The sequence below is a fragment of the Aeromonas sobria genome, from assembly GCF_000820145.1.
In the GTDB taxonomy this organism is placed as follows: Bacteria; Pseudomonadota; Gammaproteobacteria; order Enterobacterales; family Aeromonadaceae; genus Aeromonas; species Aeromonas sobria.
The window spans coordinates 78,647-98,571 of record NZ_CDBW01000003.1; the positions used below are offsets into that span (position 1 = coordinate 78,647).

A 19,925-nucleotide genomic window follows, 5' to 3' on the forward strand; every position below is an offset into this window, starting at 1 on the left:
TGTCTGTTCTCTTTATTATTTGGAAATAAAATCTTGTCCCGTCATTACCTGCCAGCCCACGCGCAGTGCATCCATGGTTTCCCGCACATCATGCACCCTGATGATACGGGCACCATGTTGCATCCCGATAAGGGCGCATGCCAGACTGCCCGCTAGGCGCTCGTCAACCGAACGGCCCAGCAGGTTGCCTATCATAGACTTTCGCGACATCCCCACCAAGAGCGGCAAGCCATAATCGAGCAGTTCCTTTTGGGCCACCAGTAGCTGGTAGTTGTGCGCCTGGGTCTTGCCGAAACCGTAGCCGGGATCCAGCAGCAGCTGTTCACGCGCAATACCGGCAGCCATGCAAGCCGTGATTCGCTCATCAAAAAAGCCACGCACCTCCCCCAGCAGATCGTCATAGTGTGGCTCGACCTGCATGGTTCTCGGTTGCCCCTGCATATGCATCAGACAAACCGGTACCCGGGCTTCGGCGGCAGCCTGCAGTGCACCCTCCTCTTGGAGCGCCCTCACATCGTTGATCAGATGGGCACCCGCTTGGCAGCCTTCCCGCATCACCCCCGCCTTGGAGGTGTCGAGAGAGATCATCACCTCCAGCTCTGCGGCTATTCGCTTGATTACGGGAATGACTCTGTCGAGCTCCTCCTGCTCACTCACATCCGGCGCGCCGGGGCGAGTGGACTCGCCACCGATATCGATCAGCGTGGCACCATCAGAGACCATCTGACGCGCATGGGCCATCGCCCGTTCAATCTGATTGAAATTGCCACCATCGGAGAAGGAGTCAGGGGTTACGTTGAGGATCCCCATCACATGGGGGCGATCGAGAGAGAGGCTGAGCCCCTTGCTGATTAACTGCATCTTCGCGTCCATTTGCATAAAGAAAAACCCCGGGCAAGCCCGGGGTTTGGAGAGTCACGATTATTTGGCCGGAGCGTCGTTGGCTTTGTCGATAGTGACATCCGCCACCGGTGCAGCCTCATCGGCCGGCTTGGCCTCGGCAGCAACAGTAGAACCACCCTGCGGCGTATCACCATGCTCATCATGCCAGTTGCTCGGAGCACGGACCTCGCGGCGCGCCATCAGATCATCGATCTGCTTGGCGTCGATGGTTTCGTACTTCATCAGCGCATCTTTCATGGTGTGTAACACGTCCATGTTATCCAGCAAGATCTGCTTGGAGCGGGCGTAGTTGCGATCAATCACCAGCTTGACCTCGGCATCGATGACGCGGGCGGTATCGTCAGACATATGCTTGGCCTTAGCCATGCTGCGGCCGAGGAACACTTCACCGTCCTCTTCGGCATAGAGCATGGGACCAAGACGCTCGGACATGCCCCACTGGGTCACCATCTTGCGAGCAATGTCAGTCGCACGCTCGATGTCGTTGGACGCACCGGTAGAGACCTTTTCGGCGCCGTAGATCAGCTCTTCTGCCAAGCGACCGCCATACAGACTGGAGATCATTGACTCCAGATGCTGCTTGGAGTGGCTCCAGCGATCCTGCTCCGGCAGATACATGGTGACACCCAGCGCACGACCACGGGGAATGATTGAGACCTTGTAGACAGGATCATGATCCGGTACCACACGACCAATGATGGCGTGACCCGCTTCATGGTATGCCGTCATCTCTTTCTCGGACTCTTTCATCACCATGGAGCGACGTTCAGCGCCCATCATGATCTTGTCCTTGGCCTTCTCGAACTCGGCCATAGAAACCACACGGCGGCTTTCACGGGCAGAGAAGAGGGCTGCTTCGTTGACCAGGTTGGCCAAGTCAGCACCGGAGAAACCGGGGGTACCACGAGCAATCAGGGCCGGATTGACGTCATCCGCCAACGGAACTTTGCGCATGTGAACTTTCAGGATCTGCTCACGACCACGGACATCCGGCAGACCGACCACAACCTGGCGGTCGAAACGACCCGGACGCAGCAATGCAGGATCCAGTACGTCAGGACGGTTGGTTGCAGCGATGACGATGACGCCTTCATTACCTTCAAAACCATCCATTTCAACCAGCATCTGGTTCAGAGTCTGCTCACGTTCATCGTGACCACCACCCAGACCGGCGCCACGCTGACGACCGACCGCATCAATTTCATCAATGAAGATGATGCAAGGGGAGGACTTCTTGGCCTGCTCGAACATGTCACGTACCCGCGAGGCACCGACACCAACGAACATCTCCACGAAATCAGAACCGGAGATAGTAAAGAACGGAACCTTGGCTTCACCAGCAATGGCCTTGGCCAGCAGGGTCTTACCGGTACCAGGTGGGCCAACCAGCAGCACACCAGTCGGGATCTTGCCACCCAGTTTCTGGAACTTGCTCGGATCACGCAGATAGTCGACCAGCTCCTTCACTTCCTCTTTGGCCTCATCGCAACCAGCGACATCGGCAAAGGTGGTCTTGATCTGATCTTCACTCATCAGTCGAGCCTTGCTCTTGCCGAACGACATGGCACCTTTGCCACCGCCGCCCTGCATCTGACGCATGAAGAAGACCCAGACACCGATCAGCAACAGCATCGGGAACCAGGAGATGAAGATAGAGGTCAACAGAGACGGCTCTTCCGGCTTCTCGCCCATCACTTTAACGTTGTGATTGAGCATATCATTGAGCAGCTGGGGATCCGGCGCAGGGATGATGGTGGTGAATTTTTCACCAGTGCGCTTGACGCCATTAATGACCTTACCATCCATCCGCACTTCACGGATCTGCTCTTGGGTCACTTCTTTAACGAAGCTGGAATAGTCCAGCTGGCGACTGGTGGTATCGCTGGGGCTGAAGCTATTGAACACCGACATCAATACGACGGCGATGACCAGCCACAGGATTAAGTTTTTCGCCATGTCACTCAAATCAGTAACCTCGCAGACTGACAGTTAACGATGAAGGGTAGGGTACTACAGTTTAAAACCGGTAGCCACAATGTAGACTTCCCGAGATCTGGCACGGGATGAGTCTGGTTTACGAATTTTAACAGCTGAAAAAAGTTTACGTATTTCATTGAGATAGGTATCAAACCCTTCCCCCTGGAACACCTTCACTACGAAACTGCCGTCACTGCGTAATACCTGATTACACATGTCCAGTGCCAGCTCGACAAGATACATGGCGCGCGCCTGATCCACCTGCTGGGTACCGCTCATGTTAGGTGCCATATCAGACATCACAACATCGACCTTATCGGGACCGACTCTTCCCAGCAAGGCACTGAGCACAGCATCCTCCCGAAAGTCCCCTTGCAGGAAATCGACACCGGCAATGGGATCCATCGGCAAAATATCACATGCAATAACGCGACCCGACTCACCAACCTGTTCAACCGCGAACTGGGACCAGCCACCAGGAGCCGCCCCCAAATCCACAACTGTCATGCCGTTTTTGAGCAAGCGATCCTTGCCCTGAATCTCGTCAATCTTGAAAACAGCACGGGAACGCAGGCCCAATTTTTGAGCTTTTTTGACGTATTGATCGTCGAAATGTTCTTTTAACCAGCGGCTAGAACTGGGGGAACGCTTTTTCTGGGTCATGATAATCGACTTTAAAAAACCACAAGGGTTATTAGTATTAAGGGCTAAGTGGGGTTAGAATACGCCCCTTTCAACCCTGACTTATGAAGAAATTGCGATGATTCTCAACAATAAACAGAAACAGTACCTCAAGGGCCTTGCTCACAGCCTCAAACCCGTCGTCCTGCTGGGTCAGCATGGTCTGACCGAAGGTGTACTGGCCGAAATCGATCTGGCACTGAACCATCACGAGCTGATCAAGGTTAAGGTTGCCGCTGAAGATCGCGAGATGAAGCAACTGGTTATGGATGCAATCGTCCGTGAAACCGCTGCAATCAAGGTGCAAAGCATGGGCCACGTGCTGACTATTTATCGTCAAGCCACCGAGCCAAAAATCCAGCTGCCCCGCAAGTAAAAGGGAAGAGCATCGCTCTTTCCTTATTCCACTTCTTCCCGAGTCGCTTGCCAAAGTAGTCGCAAAGCCCTTAACCTGCGATGAATACTTTTGGATACGCATTATGGCTCACCATCAAATTCTCACTGAAGATGAGCTGGCCATGCTGCGGGACTTGGGGAGCAATCAGGACACCCATGTCCTGAGTGGACACCTTGATGCCCCCATGCTTGGCTTGCTGCACAAAGCCGAACACCTGGTACTCGAAGCGCGCTTCGCAGGCCATCAGTTACGCTTTCCGCTTACCTTTATCGAAGCCGCTGAGGGTGTTGTCGAGCCTCGGCTGGCTGCACCAGTGATCAGGGAGCTTGGCTTTACCCGGCCACGGGCCTGGCGTCTCGAGCAAAAAGCCAAATTACACAGCAGTAAAGGGCTATTTCAAGTATTAAGCCTCTCACTGAACGGCCTCATTGTCGAAAACTTGCCAACCGATATGCTAGCCGATGACTCACTCAGTGGAGAACTCTGCATCGCGCAAGAGGCTTGTTTCCCCCTTGATGCCAGATTGGTTCGGCGCATCAAGTCTGATGCCAACCATGCAACCTGGGCACTGAGCTTTCAGATGAGCGAAAGCGACATCGAACGGCTACGTCAGTGGCTGTTCCAGCGCCATCAGAATACCTTTACCGAGGCTTATCTGCCCTAGCAAGTATCTCAGTCTTAGCCAAATACAACAGGGGAGCACCAGCCCCCCTGTTTCGTCATAACCTGACGTCGCTTAAACGTAAGCTACGTTCAGCACTTCGTATTCCACATCACCAGCAGGGGTCTTGACGATAGCGACATCGTCTACTTCCTTGCCAATCAGCGCACGGGCAATCGGCGAGTTGACAGAGATAAGGTTTTGTTTGATATCCGCCTCATCATCACCCACGATGCGGTAGATAACCTCTTCCTCGGTCTCGCTCTTGAGCAGAGTCACGGTCGCGCCAAAAATGACACGGCCATTATTGGTGATCTTGGTGACATCGATCACCTGAGCATTGGAGAGCTTGGCTTCGATCTCCTGGATGCGGCCTTCGCAGAACCCCTGCTGCTCACGGGCAGCGTGGTATTCGGCATTTTCTTTCAGATCGCCATGCTCACGCGCATCGGCAATCGCTTCGATAATCTGGGGACGAAGCTCGGTCTTGAGATGGTCGAGCTCTGCGCGCAGCTTCTCAGCGCCGCGAACAGTCATCGGAGTATGATTCATAGTCGAAACCTGGGTTGCTTGAAAATAGACACTGCGGCTATCTGCTAGGAAGCCGCAGCAATCGGTTCGGATGAGGCATCTTAATATGAAGCCAACACAAAATCCACGTCAGCGCCCTGCAGCCAGTCCGCCCTGGTTGTCCCGCATCGGCAATGCTTACTTCCCTTCCGGTACCGAGATAGGCGCCGATACGGTCGGTTTACCCTGCAGGATAGAGATCTCTACCCGACGGTTCATCCGACGATTCTCGGGGGTGGTGTTGGGCACAAGCGGCTGGGAATCTGCCATCCCCTGCACCACCAGCCGCCGACCATCGAAGCCTGGCTCCTTGACCATCTGATGCGCCACCGCCACCGCCCGCTGGGAGGAGAGCTCCCAGTTGGACTGGAACAGCTCATCTTCGGTCGCGACGTTATCGGTGTGACCAGAAATGGTTATTTCACCCGGTACATCCTTGAGCAACGCAGCAACCTTGCGAATAACCGGCCAGAACTGGGGTTGCAAAAAAGCGGATCCGGCAGGAAATGACGCTTTTTCCCTGATCCGGATGATAATCTGTTGGCCCAGCGCCTCGATCTCGATGGCTCCGTCTTGAATCTGATCTTTCATCTGTTCAGCGAGCGCTTTGGCCAAGGTATTGGACTGCTGCTGTGCTTTTTGCGCATCCTGAGCCGTGTCCCCCCCTGTCTGTTTGCCATCACTCTTGTCCTGACCACCAGCCTGATCCGACTCACCGGGCAGAAATTCCAGTTCGGTCTGGGTCATGTCGATGGTCTGCTGCATCACGGTATCAATCGGCGTTGGCTCGGGACGGCCAGGCCGAAATTCCTGGGCAATCACCGAGGTACCTTTGGGAATATCTTTTACCTCGAGAATATTCTGCACACCGAAGGCTTTTTCCATGGAACCCGCGATTTGCTTGAATTTTTGTACATCCATCTCGGCAAAGGAGAGCAACAACACAAAGAAACACATCAACAGTGACATCAAGTCGGCAAACGTACCCATGTACGCGGGTAGGCCGGGCGGCGGACATTTGCAATCGGACATACTGCCCCCTACTCGGTGCCGGTATTACGTTTGGATTGATTCAGATAGTTTTGCAACATCGACTGGATCACCCGCGGGTTCTGGCCATCCTGAATCCCCATAATGGCGTCCAGAATCAACGCTCGACACAGTTTTTCCTCGCCGCTACGCAGCTCCAGCTTGTCCGCGATGGGAATCGCGACCATGTTTGCCAAAATCGCACCATAAAGGGTGGTCAACAAGGCAACCGCCATCGCCGGGCCGATTGACTTGGGGTCACTCATGTTGGCCAGCATAGCCACCAGTCCCACCAAGGTACCTATCATCCCCATGGCAGGGCCCAGATCCCCGAGGGTACGGAAAACCTTGATGGCGGTGACATGACGCTCGGCAGTCAACTCGATATCTTTTTCCATCACGGCACGTACCACATCGGCATCGTGGCCATCCACCAGCATATCGATCCCTTTTTTCATGAAAGGATTGGGGATCTCAGCCGCTTCCAGCGCCAGAAAGCCCCCTTTGCGAGCTGCATCAGCCAGTTCGACCGCCTTGGTAATTAAATCATCCAGCTTGTCGCCCTTGTACATAAAGGCTTTGCCGCCAACCTTGAATGCCATAAAGAACTGGCCAATGTTGAACTTCATCATGGCGATGAAGATTGAACCAAAAATGGTGATATAGACCGATGGCATATCCACATACATGCTCATGGGGCCGCCCAGCAGCATGCCGTAAACCACCACCCCGAAACCCAGCACTATCCCTATCAGACTGCCTAGATCCACGTTCCTACTCCTGTCACCCGTTCTTATGGCTATTATAGTCTGTTGAATTTTCTGCTATTGCATCCCATGCGGCAAGCCTCAACCCACAGAGAATGCTGGTTCATTATCGACCAGTTTATCGAGAGTTTGAGGGGCCAGTGCTTTTCTGCCTCCCCCCTGCGGACGGTCGATGTTAATATAAGCCGTTTTTTCAATCCCCGAGGATGGACATGGCCAGTAAAAAAATCGACCGTCTGAGTTTTGATGCCACTCTGGAAGAGCTGGAAACCATCGTTCATCAGCTGGAACAAGGTTCCCTACCCCTGGAAGAGGCGCTCAAACAGTTCGAGCAAGGAGTCCATCTGGTGCGGGCCGGTCAGCAGAAGCTGGAACTGGCCGAACAGAAGATCCAGATCCTGCTCAGCCAAGCCGATGGCAGTGATAAGCTCGCCCCCTTCCAGCCAGAACAAGGAGAGGAGTGAGTGGCGCTGGACCATTTTTCCCGTCTGCATCGTCAGCGTATTGACGACTGTCTGTCAGCACAACTTGAATCCTTGCCCGCCATGGCGCCACGGCTGCGCGATGCCATGAGCTACGGCCTGCTGCTGGGCGGCAAGCGGGTACGCCCGTTTCTGGTCTACGCTGTCGGCGAAATGCTTGGGGTAAAGAGCGATCTGCTGGATGGCCCCGCCGCTGCCGTGGAGTGCATCCACGCCTACTCCCTGCTGCACGATGACCTGCCCGCCATGGATGACGACGACCTGCGTCGCGGCCAGCCAACCGTCCACAAGGCGTTTGATGAAGGCACCGCCATTCTGGCCGGTGATGCGCTGCAGACCCTGGCATTCTCCATTCTGGCCGACCACCCCATGCCCGATACTCTGATGGCCAACCGGGTGCGGATGCTGAGTACCCTCGCCCGCGCCTCCGGCTATCTCGGCATGTGTGGTGGTCAGGCACTGGATCTGCAGGCCGAAGGCCGCCAGATCTCGCTTGCCGAGCTGGAGCAGGTGCACCGCCACAAGACCGGTGCGCTGATTGAGTGCGCCGTGGAGCTCGGTGCCCTGTGTAAGGCCGATGTGGATGATGCCACCCTGGCCGCGCTGCAAAGCTATGCCGCTGCCATCGGGCTGGCCTTTCAGGTGCAGGATGACATCCTCGATATCACAGGTGATACCGCCACCCTCGGCAAGCCGCAAGGCTCTGACCTGGCGCTGGAGAAAAGTACCTATCCGGCCCTGCTCGGTCTTGAAAATGCCCGTGAGCTGGCTCGCGAACTGCACGGCAAAGCCTTAACAGCCCTGCAATCCTTGCCCTACAATACCGACATTCTGGAAGCGTTCGCCGATTACATCATCGAGCGAACCCACTAAACGCTGGATAACAGTAACAATATGAGCGTTGATATTAGCAATTTCCCCAACCTGGCCCTGGCGGACACGCCAATCGAGCTGCGTTCCTTGCCCAAAGATCGGCTGCCGGTGCTGTGCAACGAGCTGCGCGAATATCTGCTGCGCTCGGTCAGCCGCTCCAGCGGACACTTTGCCTCCGGTCTCGGCACGGTCGAACTGACCGTGGCGCTGCACTACGTCTACAACACGCCGTTTGATCGGTTGATCTGGGATGTGGGCCATCAGGCCTATCCCCACAAGATCCTGACCGGACGCCGTGACCGGATCCACACCATCCGCCAGAAGGATGGTCTGCACCCCTTCCCCTGGCGTGACGAGAGCGAGTACGACGTCCTCTCCGTCGGCCACTCCAGCACCTCCATCGGTGCCGCCCTCGGCATGGCGGTTGCCGCCGAGAGCGAAGGGCTGGGTCGCAAGGTGGTTGCGGTGATTGGTGACGGTGCCATTACCGCGGGGATGGCGTTTGAAGCGCTCAACCACGCCGGCGATGTGCACAAGGACATGCTGGTGATCCTCAACGACAACGAGATGTCCATCTCCGAGAACGTCGGCGCGCTCAACAACCATCTGGCCCGGGTCATGTCCGGCAAGCTCTACACCACCATCCGCGAAGGCGGCAAGAAGGTGCTGGCGGGTCTGCCACCGGTCAAGGAGCTTGCCAAACGGGCCGAAGAGCACCTCAAGGGAATGGTGGTGCCCGGCACCCTGTTCGAGGAGTTCGGCTTCAACTATATCGGCCCCATCGACGGTCACGATATCGAGGCGCTGGTCGAGACCCTGCGCAACATGCGCAACCTCAAGGGCCCGCAGCTGCTGCACGTCAAGACCAAGAAGGGCAAGGGTTACGAGCCGGCCGAGAAAGACCCCATCGGTTATCATGCTGTGCCCAAGTTCAATCCGGACGAGTGCTCCCTGCCCAAGGCGAGCGGGGCCAAACCCACCTTCTCCGCCATCTTTGGCCAGTGGCTGTGCGACATGGCCGCCAAAGACGAGAAGCTGGTCGGCATCACCCCCGCCATGCGTGAAGGCTCAGGTCTGGTGAAATTCAGCCAGCAGTATCCGGATCGCTACTTCGATGTGGCTATTGCCGAGCAACATGCGGTCACTTTCGCCGCCGGTCTGGCCATCGCCGACAAGAAGCCGGTGGTCGCCATCTATTCGAGCTTCCTGCAGCGCGCCTACGATCAGGTGATCCACGATGTGGCGCTGCAAGATCTGCCGGTACTGTTCGCCATCGATCGGGCCGGTCTGGTGGGCGCCGATGGTCCGACCCATCAGGGGGCGTTCGACATCAGCTTCCTGCGCACCGTCCCCAATCTGGTGGTAATGACGCCGTCCGACGAGAACGAATGCCGCCAGATGCTCTATACCGGCTATCTCCATCAGGGCCCTGCCGCCGTGCGTTACCCCCGCGGCAGCAGCCTGAGCGATGCGCCCGTCTCGTCAGAGATGCAGGCGCTGGAACTCGGCAAAGGCCGCATAGTGCGAGAGGGCAAGGGCACCGCCATTCTGGCCTTTGGCACCCTGCTGCACGCTGCAAAAGCGACCGCCGAGGCACTGGATGCCACCCTGGTGGACATGCGTTTCGTCAAACCGATGGATGAGGCGCTGGTACTTTCCCTTGCTGCCAGCCACGATCACTTCGTCACTATCGAAGACAACGCCATCATGGGCGGTGCCGGTTCGGCGGTGAACGAGCTGCTGATGCGCAATAAACAGTGCAAGCCGGTGCTCAACCTCGGCCTGCCGGATCGCTTCGTGGAACAGGGCACCCAGCAGGAGATCTATGCCCTGCTTGGTCTGGACGATGCCGGCATCCAGCTCAGCATCGAAACCTGGCTGCAAGCCTGATCTGCTGCGAGTTAAAGAGCAAACAAGAGAAGGGCGCCTGATGGCGCCCTTCTTGTATCTTCACTTCTGACCGGTGTTAACCCTTGTAAATCTTCGGGTTAAACACATCCCGCAGCCAGTCACCCAGCAGGTTGATGACCAGCACCAGCACCACCAGACAGATCCCCGGGAAGGCAGTGATCCACCAGGAGCCGGAGAAGATGTAGTTGAAGCCGACGCTGATGAGCGACCCCAGCGACGGCTGGTCTACCGGCATCCCCAGACCGAGGAAGGAGAGTGCCGCCTCGCTCATGATGGCGTTGGCCACCTGCACGGTGGATATCACCAGAATGGGCGACAGGCAGTTGGGCAGAATGTGGCGGAACATAATGCGCGGGGCACGGAATCCCATCACCTTGGCTGCTTCCACATACTCCTTCTTCTTCTCCGCCAGTACAGAAGCGCGCACGGTACGTGCGTACTGTGGCCACTCGGCAATACCGATGATCACCACCAGCATCATGATGGCGAACTTCGAGTAGAACTCGGAGCCAAAGGTTGCCTGAAAGATGGCGGAGATGATGATCGCCACCATCATGGTGGAGAACGACAGCTGCACGTCGGCAAAGCGCATCAGCAAGTTGTCGATGCGGCCACCGAAGTAACCGGCAATCAGACCGATGACGATACCGAGCACCAGCTGTAGCGCCACCGCAAACAGACCGATGGAGAGTGAAATACGGGCACCATAGAGGATGGTGCTCCAGATATCGCGCCCCTGGTTATCGGTGCCGAGCCAGAAACGTGCATCGCCCCCTTCCAGCCAGGAGGGTGGCAGTTCAGCATCCATCAGATCAAAACTGGTCTGGTCATAGACGTTGTGCGGTGCCAGCCAGGGCGCCAATAGCGCCGCCAGCACAAACAGCACGAAGATGGCAAAGCTGAACATGGCTACCTTGTCCCGCAGGAAGTAGTAGACGATGTCAGCATTCTTGAAGCGCGCCCAACGGCCTGGGCGTGTAGTTACAGCATTAGTCATCTGTTACCCCTTGGCGGTCAGGTTGACGGTCGGGTTGATAAACCCGTAGAGCAGGTCGACCAGGGTGTTGGTCACCACAAAAATCAGCCCCACGAAGATGACGTAGGCGGTGATCAGCGGAGTATCGACCCGGTGGATCGCCTCGAGGAACAGGAAACCGGTCCCCGGCCACTGGAACACGCTCTCGGTCAGGATGGTGTAAGCCACCATGGTGCCGATCTGCACCCCACCGACGGTAATCACCGGCAGCATGGTGTTTTTGAGGGCGTGGCTGTAGTAGACCTTGTTGTTGTCCAGCCCCTTGGCACGGGCGAACTTGACGTACTCGGAGGAGAGCTGCTCCAGCATCTCGGAGCGCACCAGCCGGATAAACAGCGGCAGCATAATGGAGGAGAGCGACACCGCAGGCAGGATCAGGTGCTTGATACCATCCCAGGTGAAGAAGCCCGACTCCCAACCCAGCAGGTTATAGGTCTCGCCGCGGCCATAGGCCGGCAGCCAGCCCAGCTGGATGGAGAAGAGATACATCAACATGATGGCGGTCAAAAACACCGGGATCGAGATACCGATACTGCTCCCCGCCATGATGATCTTGGTGGCAATGCTGCGCGGGTGGATCGCCGAGTAAACACCGAGCGGAATAGAGACCACCACTATGATCAGCGCGGCGGCAAACACCAGCTCAAGGGTTGCCACCAGCTTGTCGAGGATCACCTCGAGAGCAGGTCGCTTGAAGAAATAGGAGGTGCCCAAATCCCCATGCACCGCATTTTTCAAAAAGCGGCTGTATTTAATGAGGAAGGGATCATTGAGGCCCATCTTCTCACGCAACTCGTGACGCTGGGCTTCGGAGACCGATTGTCCCACCATCTCGCGCAACGGGTCACCCAGGTTGTCCTGGATGGAGAAGGCGACCAGGCTGATGACGAACATCACTATCACGGCCTGATAGAACCGTTTCAGCAGGAATGTAAACATGCTTGTCCTTCTACGTGGCCTGTGTCGTGGCACAGGCTTCTGTTAGCAGGCGGAGTGGCCAGCTGACCACCCCGCCCCGTCCTTCCTTGTGACGTTCGCTTACTTGCCGACCACCAGGTCACCCAGGTAAGGGAAGTTCATCACGTTGACCACCGGCTTGATGTCGACGTTCTTCTTGGCGCCATAGGCCAGATCTTCCCAGTGCAACGGCACATAGGCAGCATCTTCGATCAGCATGGCTTCGACCTTCTTCAGCATCTCGGCACGCTTGGCTGGGTCGGTCTCGGCGTTGGCATCCATCACCAGCTTGTCAGCTTCGGCGTTGGCATAACCGGCGCAGTTGTACTGACCCATACCGCTCTTGGCATCCTTGGTGAAGGTCAGGAACTCGAAGAAGTTCGCAGTATCTTCGGTGTCGGAGTGCCAGCCGATCAGCTGCATGTCCGCAGCGCACTTGTCAAACTCCGGCCAGTACTGGGCCACCGGCATGGTCTTCAGATCAACCTTGATGTTGATCTTGGCCAGCATGGCGGAGACAGCCTGGGCAATCTTGACGTCGTTGACGTAGCGGGCCGCCGGGGAGATGAAAGTCATCTTGAAGCCCTTCTCGTAACCGGCCTCTTTCATCAGCTCCTTGGCCTTGGCCAGATCATACTGGGGCACCAGCGCCTCGTTGTGACCGGCATAGCCTTTCGGGCTCAGCTGACCTGCGGGAGTGCCGAAGCCCTTGTTGATCTTCTCGACGATACCCACCTGGTTGATGGCGTAGTTGATCGCCTGACGCACCCGCTTGTCTTTCAGCGCCGGGTTGGTGTTCTGGTTCAGCTCGATGATGATGGCGCGGGTACCGGACAGGGTCACCAGCTGGGAATCCTTGCCATTCTTGACCCGCTCCAGATCGTTGGGCGCGACCGGATAGATCATGTCCACGTCGCCACCCAGCAGGGCTGCAACACGGGTCGCATCTTCCTTGATCGGCACCACGGTCAGGTTTTCGACGTTACCCTTGGAGGCTTTGTCCCAGTAGTTGGCGTTGCGGGCATAGTCCAGCTTCACACCCTGCTCGCGGAACTTGACGATAAACGGACCAGTACCAGATACGTTGGTAGAAGCGTAGGAGTCGCCATTTTTGACGATCTCGGCCTTGTCTTTACCTGCTTCGGTCTTGCCGGTGTAGAACTTGGAGTCCATCGGGAAGATGTAGGTGACGGTCTGCAGCACCAGCGGGAACGGCTTGGCGGTGATCAGATCGACGGTGTAGTCATCGACCTTCTTCACTTCGCTGATCGGGTCGAAGATCGCCTTGAAGTCGACGGAGGATTTCAGGCGGTTGACGGTCCACACCACGTCGTCGGCGGTGAAGTCGTTGCCGGAGTGAAACTTGACTCCTTTGCGCAGGTGGAAGCGGACGGTCTTGTCATCGACACGCTCAAACTTCTCGGCCAGACGGGGCTCGAATTTCAGGTCCTGGGTGTAACGCATCAGGGGATCGAATACCAGGTGCGACATCTCCAGGGTCTGACCGGAGAGCTGCTCCTGCGGATCCAGCGAAGTGGCGTCAGAGGCGACACCGACCTTGATATCAGCGGCTGAAACACTGAAGGCGAAACCGGCGGCAAACAGCGCCAGGGCAATTTTGGATAATCCTTTCTTCATCGTTTTCTCCATGCTTTTGGCTTTTTTATTAAATGACAAGGTACTTAAGTCACCATCCGGCGAACCGGCGCGTTACTAGCTGGCGATTTCCAGCCCCTCACGGGACATGCCTTTAAATGCAGGCATGAGGGAGATCAGCTTGCGGCTGTACTCATGCTCGGCATTGGTAAAGAGTTTCTCGGTGGCGGCCACCTCCACCAGATGACCGTGCTGCATCACCCCGATGCGATCGCACATCTGGCGGATCACCGGCAGATCGTGGCTGATGAACAGCATGGTGAGCTTGAGCTCCTGCTGCAGATCTTTAAGCAGGTTGAGGATCTGGGCCTGCACCGACACATCCAGCGCCGAAGTGGGCTCGTCACAGATCAGGAAGCGCGGACGAGTGGCCAAGGCGCGGGCAATGGAGATGCGCTGGCGCTGACCGCCGGAGAACTCGTGGGGATACTTGACCCCAGCACCACGGCCAAGCCCGACATGATCGAGCAGATCATTGACGATCCCCTCAATCTGGCTCTCGCTGCGGGCCAATTTGTGGAAGCGGATCGGCTCGGCAATGATGTCGCGCACCTTCATCCGCGGGTTCATTGACGAATAGGGGTTCTGGAACACCATCTGCATCTGGCGGCGCAGCGGGCGACGCTCGCGCTCGCTTTTGAGGGCGGTCAAGTCGATCCCCTCAAAGAAAATCTGGCCGGTATCAGGCGGATAGAGGCCGGTGATGGCACGGGCTATGGTGGATTTGCCGGAACCCGACTCCCCCACCAGACCGAAGGTTTCCCCTTCGAAGATCTCGAAACTGATGTTGTTGCAGGCGCGCACATACTGGCGGCGACTCGGGAAGATGGAGTCCTTGGTGACGAACTTCAGATCGACGTTTTCCACCCGCAGCAGCGCCCCTTCATAGGCGCGCTCATCCTGACTCTGGCCGAGCCAGTGGGTCTTGAGGTCGATATTGGTATCCGGCGCACTGGCATCCTCGATATAGGAGACCAACGGGAAGCGCACCAGCTTCACGTCCGAGCGGGGTACTGCCGAGATGAGGCTGCGGGTATAGGGGTGATTGGGGCTGCCCAACACCTGTTCGGTCAGGCCGAACTCCACCAGATCGCCACGATACATCACCGCCACCTTATCGGTAACGTTGGAGACAACCCCCATGTCGTGGGTCACCAGCATGCAGCCCACCTGACGCTCTTTGCAGAGGTTGCGGATAAGCTGGAGGATCTGATCCTGAATGGAGACATCGAGGGCCGTGGTCGGCTCGTCAGCGATGATCAACTCAGGATCACACGACAGGGCTATGGCGATGACCACCCGCTGGCGCATACCGCCGGAAAACTGGTGCGGATACTGCTTGATGCGCAGTTCCGGCTGCGGGATCCCCACCGCCCCCATCAGCTCCAATGCCTTGGCAAAGGCCGCTTCGCGGGAGAGTTTGGTATTGGCCAGCATGGTCTCCACCAACTGCTGTTCAACGGTAAACAGCGGGTTGAGGGAGGTCATGGGATCTTGAAAGATAAATCCGATGCGGGAGCCACGAATGGCCCGCATCTCGTTCTGGCTCTTGCCGGAGATGAGCTCGCCATTGAGGTAGATATCGCCACGGGCAATGTGCCCGGGGGGACTGAGCAGATCGATGACGGCGTTGCCGATGGTGGACTTGCCGGCACCGGATTCTCCGACTACCCCGACAATCTCACCCTTTTCGATGGAGAAAGAGAGATCCTTCACCGCGGCCAGCACCCCGTAGCGGGAGGGGTACTCGATCCGCAAGTTTTTCACTTCGAGCAAGGACATGTTTACCTCTGCGGGGGACATCCGTCCCAAATAATTCGTCCGTAAATCAGCCGCAGATGCCGGTTGTTACCTTGGGCAATATTTGCTCAATCCATAAGGCAGCGAAACCAGCGATCCGGGCGGGTTTTTTGCATTTTTTTGGAATAACCCGCGAGTAACTTAGACGGTTTAACCTCGGGTGTAAATGCTTGCGTTATACAATCCCGCAATGTTTTGTGCAGATAACCACCCATTCAATAGCAACAAATGATGACAATCATCACAAAAATGGCCTGTCCGTCCGTATACCTATTGGTATCATTACTTTAATTTCAACAACAACGCAACAAGTAGCATTTATCACTATTTAAAACGCAAGTGCAGGTCCCGAATGAGTAGTGAATATTTATGTGAAATGGATGATAAACGGCAGCATATGCCGGTGAATGAAAATTAAGCAGATATAAATCGGGGGATGCCAGAACGGTCATCCCCCGGAAGGCAACATTCAGCCGAGCCAGAACGCCAGCAATTGCATACAAAACAGGGCAAACAACGCGGCGATCAAATCGTCCAGCATAATGCCGAGGCCACCGTGGATCCGGCGGTCAAACCAGCAGATGGGCCAGGGTTTGAGCACATCGAACAGGCGGAACAGCACGAAGCCGGCCAACACCCACTCCCAGCCAGCCGGGGCGGCAATCATGGTGACGCCAAAACCGATCACCTCATCCCAGACGATGGCGCCATGGTCTGCCATGCCAATGGCATCGGTGGCGCTCTGGCAGATACGGATCCCCACCACAAACCCCACCGCCAGCAAGGCGATAAACCAGTGGGTCGGCAGACCGCTCACCAGCAGATAGAGCGGAATAGCAACCAGCGTGCCCATGGTGCCGGGGGCCTTGGGGGAGAGGCCGGAGCCAAACCCCACCGCCAGCAAGTGGAGCGGGTTCTTCAGGTTCAGTCGTTTCAACTCGGGCTTTATCATAAAAAAGCTCATGCGAAGTGATCCCACCCTTTCAATTGCAGCTCCACTACTTGTTCGCCACGCAGATAATCGATACCCGGCTCACCCGCCAGGATGCGACCGATGCGGGTGAACTTGACCCCGCTGTGGGCCAGCGCCGTATCCAGCGCACCGTGATGTTCCTGCGGCACGGTGAAGCAGAGCTCGTAGTCATCACCACCGGCCAGCGCCAGTTGCCACGCCGCCTGATCGCTCACCGCATCGCGCAGCACTGGCGAGAGCGGCAGCAGATCGAGATCGATCTGGGCCCGCACCCCGGATGCCTTGAGAATATGACGAAGATCCGATGCCAGACCATCGGAGAGATCAAGTGCACTGCCCGCCAGCCCGCGCAGCGCCTGACCAGCCAGAATACGGGGATGAGGATGCTCGAGTCTGGGCAATACCGCAGCCAGCTGGTTCTCGTTGAGGGTGCGTTTGCCAAGCAGGTGGGAGAGCGCCAGCGCCGCATCCCCCAGAGTACCGGTCACATAGATGCCATCACCGGCTTTGGCACCGCTGCGCAGCAGGGCACGACCGGCAGGCACAGATCCCTTGACCGAGATGGTGATGGAGAGCGGCCCACGGGTCATATCACCCCCCACCAGCGCCACGTTGTAGTACTCGGCCAGTTCGAGGAACCCTTCGGCAAAACCGGCGACCCAGCTCTCGTTGATGGCTGGCAAGGTCAACGCCAGCGACACCCAGCGTGGCTCGGCTCCCATGGCAGCGAGATCGGAGAGATTGACCGCCAGCGCCTTGTAGCCGAGATCCACCGGATCCATGTCGGGAAAGAAGTGTACGCCGCTCACCAGAGTGTCGGTGCTCACTGCCAGCTGGGTATCGGGAGGCAGGGTCAGCAAGGCACAGTCATCTCCAGGGCCCATCACCACGTCCTTGCGGGCGTGGGGAACCTTGAAGTACTTATCAATCAGCTCAAATTCACCCATACAGTAAAAAGCCAGCGGTTAGGCTGGCTCCTCTCTTAATGCTGACGGACAGCAGGATCAACGCTTGCTCAGCGTCTTGATCACTTTGTCCAGTACACCGTTGACAAACTTGTGGCTGTCATCGGCAGCAAAGGCTTTGGCCAGCTCGATCGCTTCGTTGATCACCACACGGGGCGGCACATCATCACGACGGGTCAGCTCATAGGTCGCCAGACGCAGGATCGCCTTGTCCACCATGTCCACTTCTTCCAGCGGACGGGAGAGGAAAGGTGCAAATACCTTATCCAGCTCGTTGCAGTGGAGGGCTACCCCAAACAGCAGATCGCGGAAATAGCTCAGGTCTACACCCTTGGTGTCCTGATCGATCTTGAACTGCTCTTCGATGTCACCCACGTTAGCCTTGGTCATCTGCCACTGGTAGATGGCCTGGGTGGCGCAATGGCGGGCTTTACGGCGCTCGGACGGTTTCAATGTACTTCTCCTCGTTACACGTCCAGTTCTTTCAGGACGTTGATCATTTCGAGCGCTGCCAGTGCAGCCTCTGCACCCTTGTTACCCGCCTTGGTACCTGCACGCTCGATGGCTTGTTCAATGTTTTCAGTGGTCAGCACGCCGAAGGCAACGGGAATTTCATACTCCATCATTACCTGAGCCATGCCCTTGCTGTTCTCGTTTGCCACCAGGTCGAAGTGGTAAGTGCCGCCACGGATGACAGTACCGACCGCCACGATGGCGTCGTATTGACCACTCTTGGCCAACTTTTTGATGACCAATGGCATTTCCATCGCGCCCGGCACTTTTACCAGTGTCAGGTTGCTGTCCTGCACTTGACCTTGACGCTTCAGTACGTCCACCGCACCGTTCACCAGACTGTCGTTGATGAAGCTGTTGAAACGGGCAACAACAATAGCAACGCGCGCCTCAGGAGCGGCGATATTTCCTTCGATAACTTTCATTGGAAATCCTGTATCTGTGCAATCAAAAGAGCCGGAGTCAAAAGTGCGCACATTCTAGCACAACAGACCCACGACAAAAACCATGGCTGCAATAGACAGCCATGATCGCGATTTAACCAGTCCGGCGAGCTTACTCGCCGACCTATTCCACTACTTCCAGACCGCAACCGCCCGGAAGGGGATGGTACTTCTCTGGTAGAACTTTACTCGCTGACGTACTCAACCACTTCCAGACCGAAACCACCGAGGGCATGGTACTTCTTCGGCGAGCTCAAGAGGCGCATCTTGCTCACGCCAAGGGCTTTGAGGATCTGGGAACCGACGCCAACCCGGCGCGAGGTGCCCTGCCACTTGGCCCCTTCCGGTGCCAGCCCCTTGTCGGCGGCTTCAAAGCCCTTGACCCGGGCCAGCAGCTCATCACCATGAGACTCGGCACCCAGGATCACCAGAACCCCGCCATCTTTGGCGATACGCGCCATGGATTTGGGCAACGGCCAGCTACGGGCAGCGTGGCGGTCGGTCAGCAGCAGATCCCCCAACACATCGTGCAGGTGCACCCGCACCAGCGTCGGTTGGTCAGCCTGTACCTCACCCTTTTTCAGGGCGAAGTGAACCTGATTGTCGATGGTGTCGCGGAAGGTGATGAGGTCAAACTCGCCAAACTCGGTAGGCAGCTTGCACTCGGCCACTTTCTCGACCGTGGTCTCGTGCTGGTTGCGGTACTCGATAAGGTCGGCGATGGTGCCGAGCTTGATGCCGTGCTGCTCGGCGAATACTTCCAGATCCGGACGGCGCGCCATGGAGCCATCTTCGTTGAGGATCTCGACGATGACGGAGGCCGCCTCGTAACCGGCCAGACGAGCCAGATCGCAGCCAGCTTCGGTGTGACCGGCACGGGTCAGCACGCCGCCATCCTGAGCCATCAGCGGGAAAATGTGGCCCGGCTGCACCAGATCGGCCGCCTTGGCATTGGGCGCCACTGCCGCTTGCACGGTCACCGCGCGATCGGCGGCGGAGATACCTGTGGTCACCCCTTCGGCCGCTTCGATGGTCACTGTGAAGGCGGTAGAGAACTGGGCATTGTTGCGATCAACCATCAGCGGCAGCGCCAGCTGCTTGCAGCGATCCTGAGTCAGGGTCAGGCAGATGAGGCCACGGCCGTAGCGGGCCATGAAGTTGATATCCTCAGGACGGACGCAGGAGGCGGCCATGATGAGGTCACCTTCATTCTCCCTGTCTTCGTCATCCATCAGGATCACCATCTTGCCAGCCTTGATATCGGCAATGATTTCCTGGGTTGTGCTCAGCGCCATGGGTTACTCCATCAATGTGCTTGGGAATTGAGCCCG

The 19,925-nt window shown here is 56.9% G+C and carries 20 protein-coding genes; 5 read left to right on the top strand and 15 right to left on the bottom strand.

Going from position 1 to position 19,925, the window contains the following annotated elements; genetic code table 11:
* Window positions 1-15 precede the first annotated feature (15 nt).
* Genes folP through rlmE form a run of 3 tightly spaced genes read right to left on the bottom strand, consistent with a single transcriptional unit; the run spans window position 16 to window position 3,543 of the window.
* Window positions 16-861 (bottom strand): dihydropteroate synthase, encoded by an 846-nt coding sequence (gene folP, locus BN1135_RS01090; protein ID WP_042018175.1) that lies wholly within the window; start codon window positions 859-861, stop codon window positions 16-18.
* Between the two features lie 60 nt (window positions 862-921).
* Window positions 922-2,868: an ATP-dependent zinc metalloprotease FtsH gene (gene ftsH / locus BN1135_RS01095; protein WP_042018176.1), complete on the bottom strand. Its 1,947-nt coding sequence runs from the start codon at window positions 2,866-2,868 to the stop codon at window positions 922-924.
* A 45-nt stretch (window positions 2,869-2,913) separates the two neighbouring features.
* The gene (rlmE, locus tag BN1135_RS01100) at window positions 2,914-3,543 is read right to left on the bottom strand and encodes a 23S rRNA (uridine(2552)-2'-O)-methyltransferase RlmE (protein WP_042018178.1); all 630 of its coding nucleotides are present in this window, start codon (window positions 3,541-3,543) and stop codon (window positions 2,914-2,916) included.
* A gap of 97 nt (window positions 3,544-3,640) precedes the next feature.
* Between rlmE and yhbY the strand changes: the two genes are divergently transcribed.
* Both yhbY and BN1135_RS01110 read left to right on the top strand, forming a co-directional pair.
* Complete coding sequence (gene yhbY / locus BN1135_RS01105; protein ID WP_042018180.1) at window positions 3,641-3,937, top strand: ribosome assembly RNA-binding protein YhbY; 297 nt, start codon at window positions 3,641-3,643, stop codon at window positions 3,935-3,937.
* Between the two features lie 103 nt (window positions 3,938-4,040).
* Window positions 4,041-4,622 carry a hypothetical protein gene (locus BN1135_RS01110; protein ID WP_042018181.1) on the top strand — a complete coding sequence of 194 codons (582 nt, stop codon included), beginning with the start codon at window positions 4,041-4,043 and terminating at the stop codon, window positions 4,620-4,622.
* A gap of 72 nt (window positions 4,623-4,694) precedes the next feature.
* Here BN1135_RS01110 and greA read toward each other — a convergent pair whose 3' ends face one another.
* From greA to pomA, 3 genes are all read right to left on the bottom strand, one after another.
* On the bottom strand, window positions 4,695-5,171 hold the full coding sequence (gene greA / locus BN1135_RS01115) for a transcription elongation factor GreA (RefSeq protein ID WP_042018182.1): 477 nt from the start codon (window positions 5,169-5,171) through the stop codon (window positions 4,695-4,697).
* A 156-nt stretch (window positions 5,172-5,327) separates the two neighbouring features.
* On the bottom strand, window positions 5,328-6,221 hold the full coding sequence (locus BN1135_RS01120; RefSeq protein WP_042018183.1) for a flagellar motor protein MotB: 894 nt from the start codon (window positions 6,219-6,221) through the stop codon (window positions 5,328-5,330).
* 8 nt (window positions 6,222-6,229) lie between these two features.
* Window positions 6,230-6,988, bottom strand: a complete 759-nt coding sequence (gene pomA / locus BN1135_RS01125; RefSeq protein WP_042018184.1) for a flagellar motor protein PomA — start codon at window positions 6,986-6,988, stop codon at window positions 6,230-6,232.
* A gap of 209 nt (window positions 6,989-7,197) precedes the next feature.
* On the opposite strand from pomA, the gene xseB reads away from it, so the two are divergent.
* The 3 genes from xseB to dxs are packed head-to-tail and all read left to right on the top strand — an operon-like array spanning window position 7,198 to window position 10,230.
* The gene (xseB, locus tag BN1135_RS01130) at window positions 7,198-7,449 is read left to right on the top strand and encodes an exodeoxyribonuclease VII small subunit (RefSeq protein WP_042018186.1); all 252 of its coding nucleotides are present in this window, start codon (window positions 7,198-7,200) and stop codon (window positions 7,447-7,449) included.
* Window positions 7,450-8,340 carry a (2E,6E)-farnesyl diphosphate synthase gene (gene ispA / locus BN1135_RS01135; RefSeq protein ID WP_042018187.1) on the top strand — a complete coding sequence of 297 codons (891 nt, stop codon included), beginning with the start codon at window positions 7,450-7,452 and terminating at the stop codon, window positions 8,338-8,340.
* 21 nt (window positions 8,341-8,361) lie between these two features.
* Window positions 8,362-10,230 (top strand): 1-deoxy-D-xylulose-5-phosphate synthase, encoded by a 1,869-nt coding sequence (gene dxs, locus BN1135_RS01140; RefSeq protein ID WP_042018188.1) that lies wholly within the window; start codon window positions 8,362-8,364, stop codon window positions 10,228-10,230.
* Between the two features lie 76 nt (window positions 10,231-10,306).
* Here the strand turns inward: dxs and BN1135_RS01145 are convergent, their stop codons facing one another.
* From BN1135_RS01145 to ribBA, 9 genes are all read right to left on the bottom strand, one after another.
* A complete protein-coding gene (locus BN1135_RS01145; protein WP_042018191.1) occupies window positions 10,307-11,248 on the bottom strand; it encodes an ABC transporter permease in 942 nt (313 codons plus the stop codon).
* Between the two features lie 3 nt (window positions 11,249-11,251).
* Complete coding sequence (locus BN1135_RS01150) at window positions 11,252-12,226, bottom strand: ABC transporter permease (protein ID WP_042018193.1); 975 nt, start codon at window positions 12,224-12,226, stop codon at window positions 11,252-11,254.
* Window positions 12,227-12,325: 99 nt separating this feature from the next.
* Window positions 12,326-13,882: an ABC transporter substrate-binding protein gene (locus BN1135_RS01155; protein ID WP_042018194.1), complete on the bottom strand. Its 1,557-nt coding sequence runs from the start codon at window positions 13,880-13,882 to the stop codon at window positions 12,326-12,328.
* A gap of 75 nt (window positions 13,883-13,957) precedes the next feature.
* Window positions 13,958-15,682, bottom strand: coding sequence for a dipeptide ABC transporter ATP-binding protein (locus tag BN1135_RS01160; protein WP_042018196.1), 1,725 nt, complete (start codon window positions 15,680-15,682; stop codon window positions 13,958-13,960).
* A gap of 487 nt (window positions 15,683-16,169) precedes the next feature.
* On the bottom strand, window positions 16,170-16,664 hold the full coding sequence (locus BN1135_RS01165; protein WP_042018197.1) for a phosphatidylglycerophosphatase A family protein: 495 nt from the start codon (window positions 16,662-16,664) through the stop codon (window positions 16,170-16,172).
* Window positions 16,661-17,620, bottom strand: a complete 960-nt coding sequence (thiL, locus tag BN1135_RS01170) for a thiamine-phosphate kinase (protein ID WP_042018199.1) — start codon at window positions 17,618-17,620, stop codon at window positions 16,661-16,663. Before thiL ends, BN1135_RS01165 begins: the two co-directional genes overlap by 4 nt.
* Before the next feature lie 57 nt (window positions 17,621-17,677).
* Complete coding sequence (nusB, locus tag BN1135_RS01175) at window positions 17,678-18,091, bottom strand: transcription antitermination factor NusB (protein WP_042018200.1); 414 nt, start codon at window positions 18,089-18,091, stop codon at window positions 17,678-17,680.
* A 14-nt stretch (window positions 18,092-18,105) separates the two neighbouring features.
* The gene (gene ribH, locus BN1135_RS01180) at window positions 18,106-18,576 is read right to left on the bottom strand and encodes a 6,7-dimethyl-8-ribityllumazine synthase (RefSeq protein ID WP_042018201.1); all 471 of its coding nucleotides are present in this window, start codon (window positions 18,574-18,576) and stop codon (window positions 18,106-18,108) included.
* 203 nt (window positions 18,577-18,779) lie between these two features.
* Window positions 18,780-19,889, bottom strand: coding sequence for a bifunctional 3,4-dihydroxy-2-butanone-4-phosphate synthase/GTP cyclohydrolase II (gene ribBA / locus BN1135_RS01185; RefSeq protein WP_042018202.1), 1,110 nt, complete (start codon window positions 19,887-19,889; stop codon window positions 18,780-18,782).
* Window positions 19,890-19,925 lie beyond the last annotated feature (36 nt).

Coding starts and splice junctions, on each gene's coding strand:
- folP (WP_042018175.1), bottom strand. CDS start 861: ATGCAGTTAATCAGCAAGGGGCTCAGCCTCTCTCTCGATCGCCCCCAT.
- rlmE (WP_042018178.1), bottom strand. CDS start 3,543: ATGACCCAGAAAAAGCGTTCCCCCAGTTCTAGCCGCTGGTTAAAAGAA.
- yhbY (WP_042018180.1), top strand. CDS start 3,641: ATGATTCTCAACAATAAACAGAAACAGTACCTCAAGGGCCTTGCTCAC.
- BN1135_RS01110 (WP_042018181.1), top strand. CDS start 4,041: ATGGCTCACCATCAAATTCTCACTGAAGATGAGCTGGCCATGCTGCGG.
- greA (WP_042018182.1), bottom strand. CDS start 5,171: ATGAATCATACTCCGATGACTGTTCGCGGCGCTGAGAAGCTGCGCGCA.
- BN1135_RS01120 (WP_042018183.1), bottom strand. CDS start 6,221: ATGTCCGATTGCAAATGTCCGCCGCCCGGCCTACCCGCGTACATGGGT.
- xseB (WP_042018186.1), top strand. CDS start 7,198: ATGGCCAGTAAAAAAATCGACCGTCTGAGTTTTGATGCCACTCTGGAA.
- dxs (WP_042018188.1), top strand. CDS start 8,362: ATGAGCGTTGATATTAGCAATTTCCCCAACCTGGCCCTGGCGGACACG.
- BN1135_RS01145 (WP_042018191.1), bottom strand. CDS start 11,248: ATGACTAATGCTGTAACTACACGCCCAGGCCGTTGGGCGCGCTTCAAG.
- BN1135_RS01150 (WP_042018193.1), bottom strand. CDS start 12,226: ATGTTTACATTCCTGCTGAAACGGTTCTATCAGGCCGTGATAGTGATG.
- BN1135_RS01155 (WP_042018194.1), bottom strand. CDS start 13,882: ATGAAGAAAGGATTATCCAAAATTGCCCTGGCGCTGTTTGCCGCCGGT.
- BN1135_RS01160 (WP_042018196.1), bottom strand. CDS start 15,682: ATGTCCTTGCTCGAAGTGAAAAACTTGCGGATCGAGTACCCCTCCCGC.
- BN1135_RS01165 (WP_042018197.1), bottom strand. CDS start 16,664: ATGAGCTTTTTTATGATAAAGCCCGAGTTGAAACGACTGAACCTGAAG.
- thiL (WP_042018199.1), bottom strand. CDS start 17,620: ATGGGTGAATTTGAGCTGATTGATAAGTACTTCAAGGTTCCCCACGCC.
- ribH (WP_042018201.1), bottom strand. CDS start 18,576: ATGAAAGTTATCGAAGGAAATATCGCCGCTCCTGAGGCGCGCGTTGCT.
- ribBA (WP_042018202.1), bottom strand. CDS start 19,889: ATGGCGCTGAGCACAACCCAGGAAATCATTGCCGATATCAAGGCTGGC.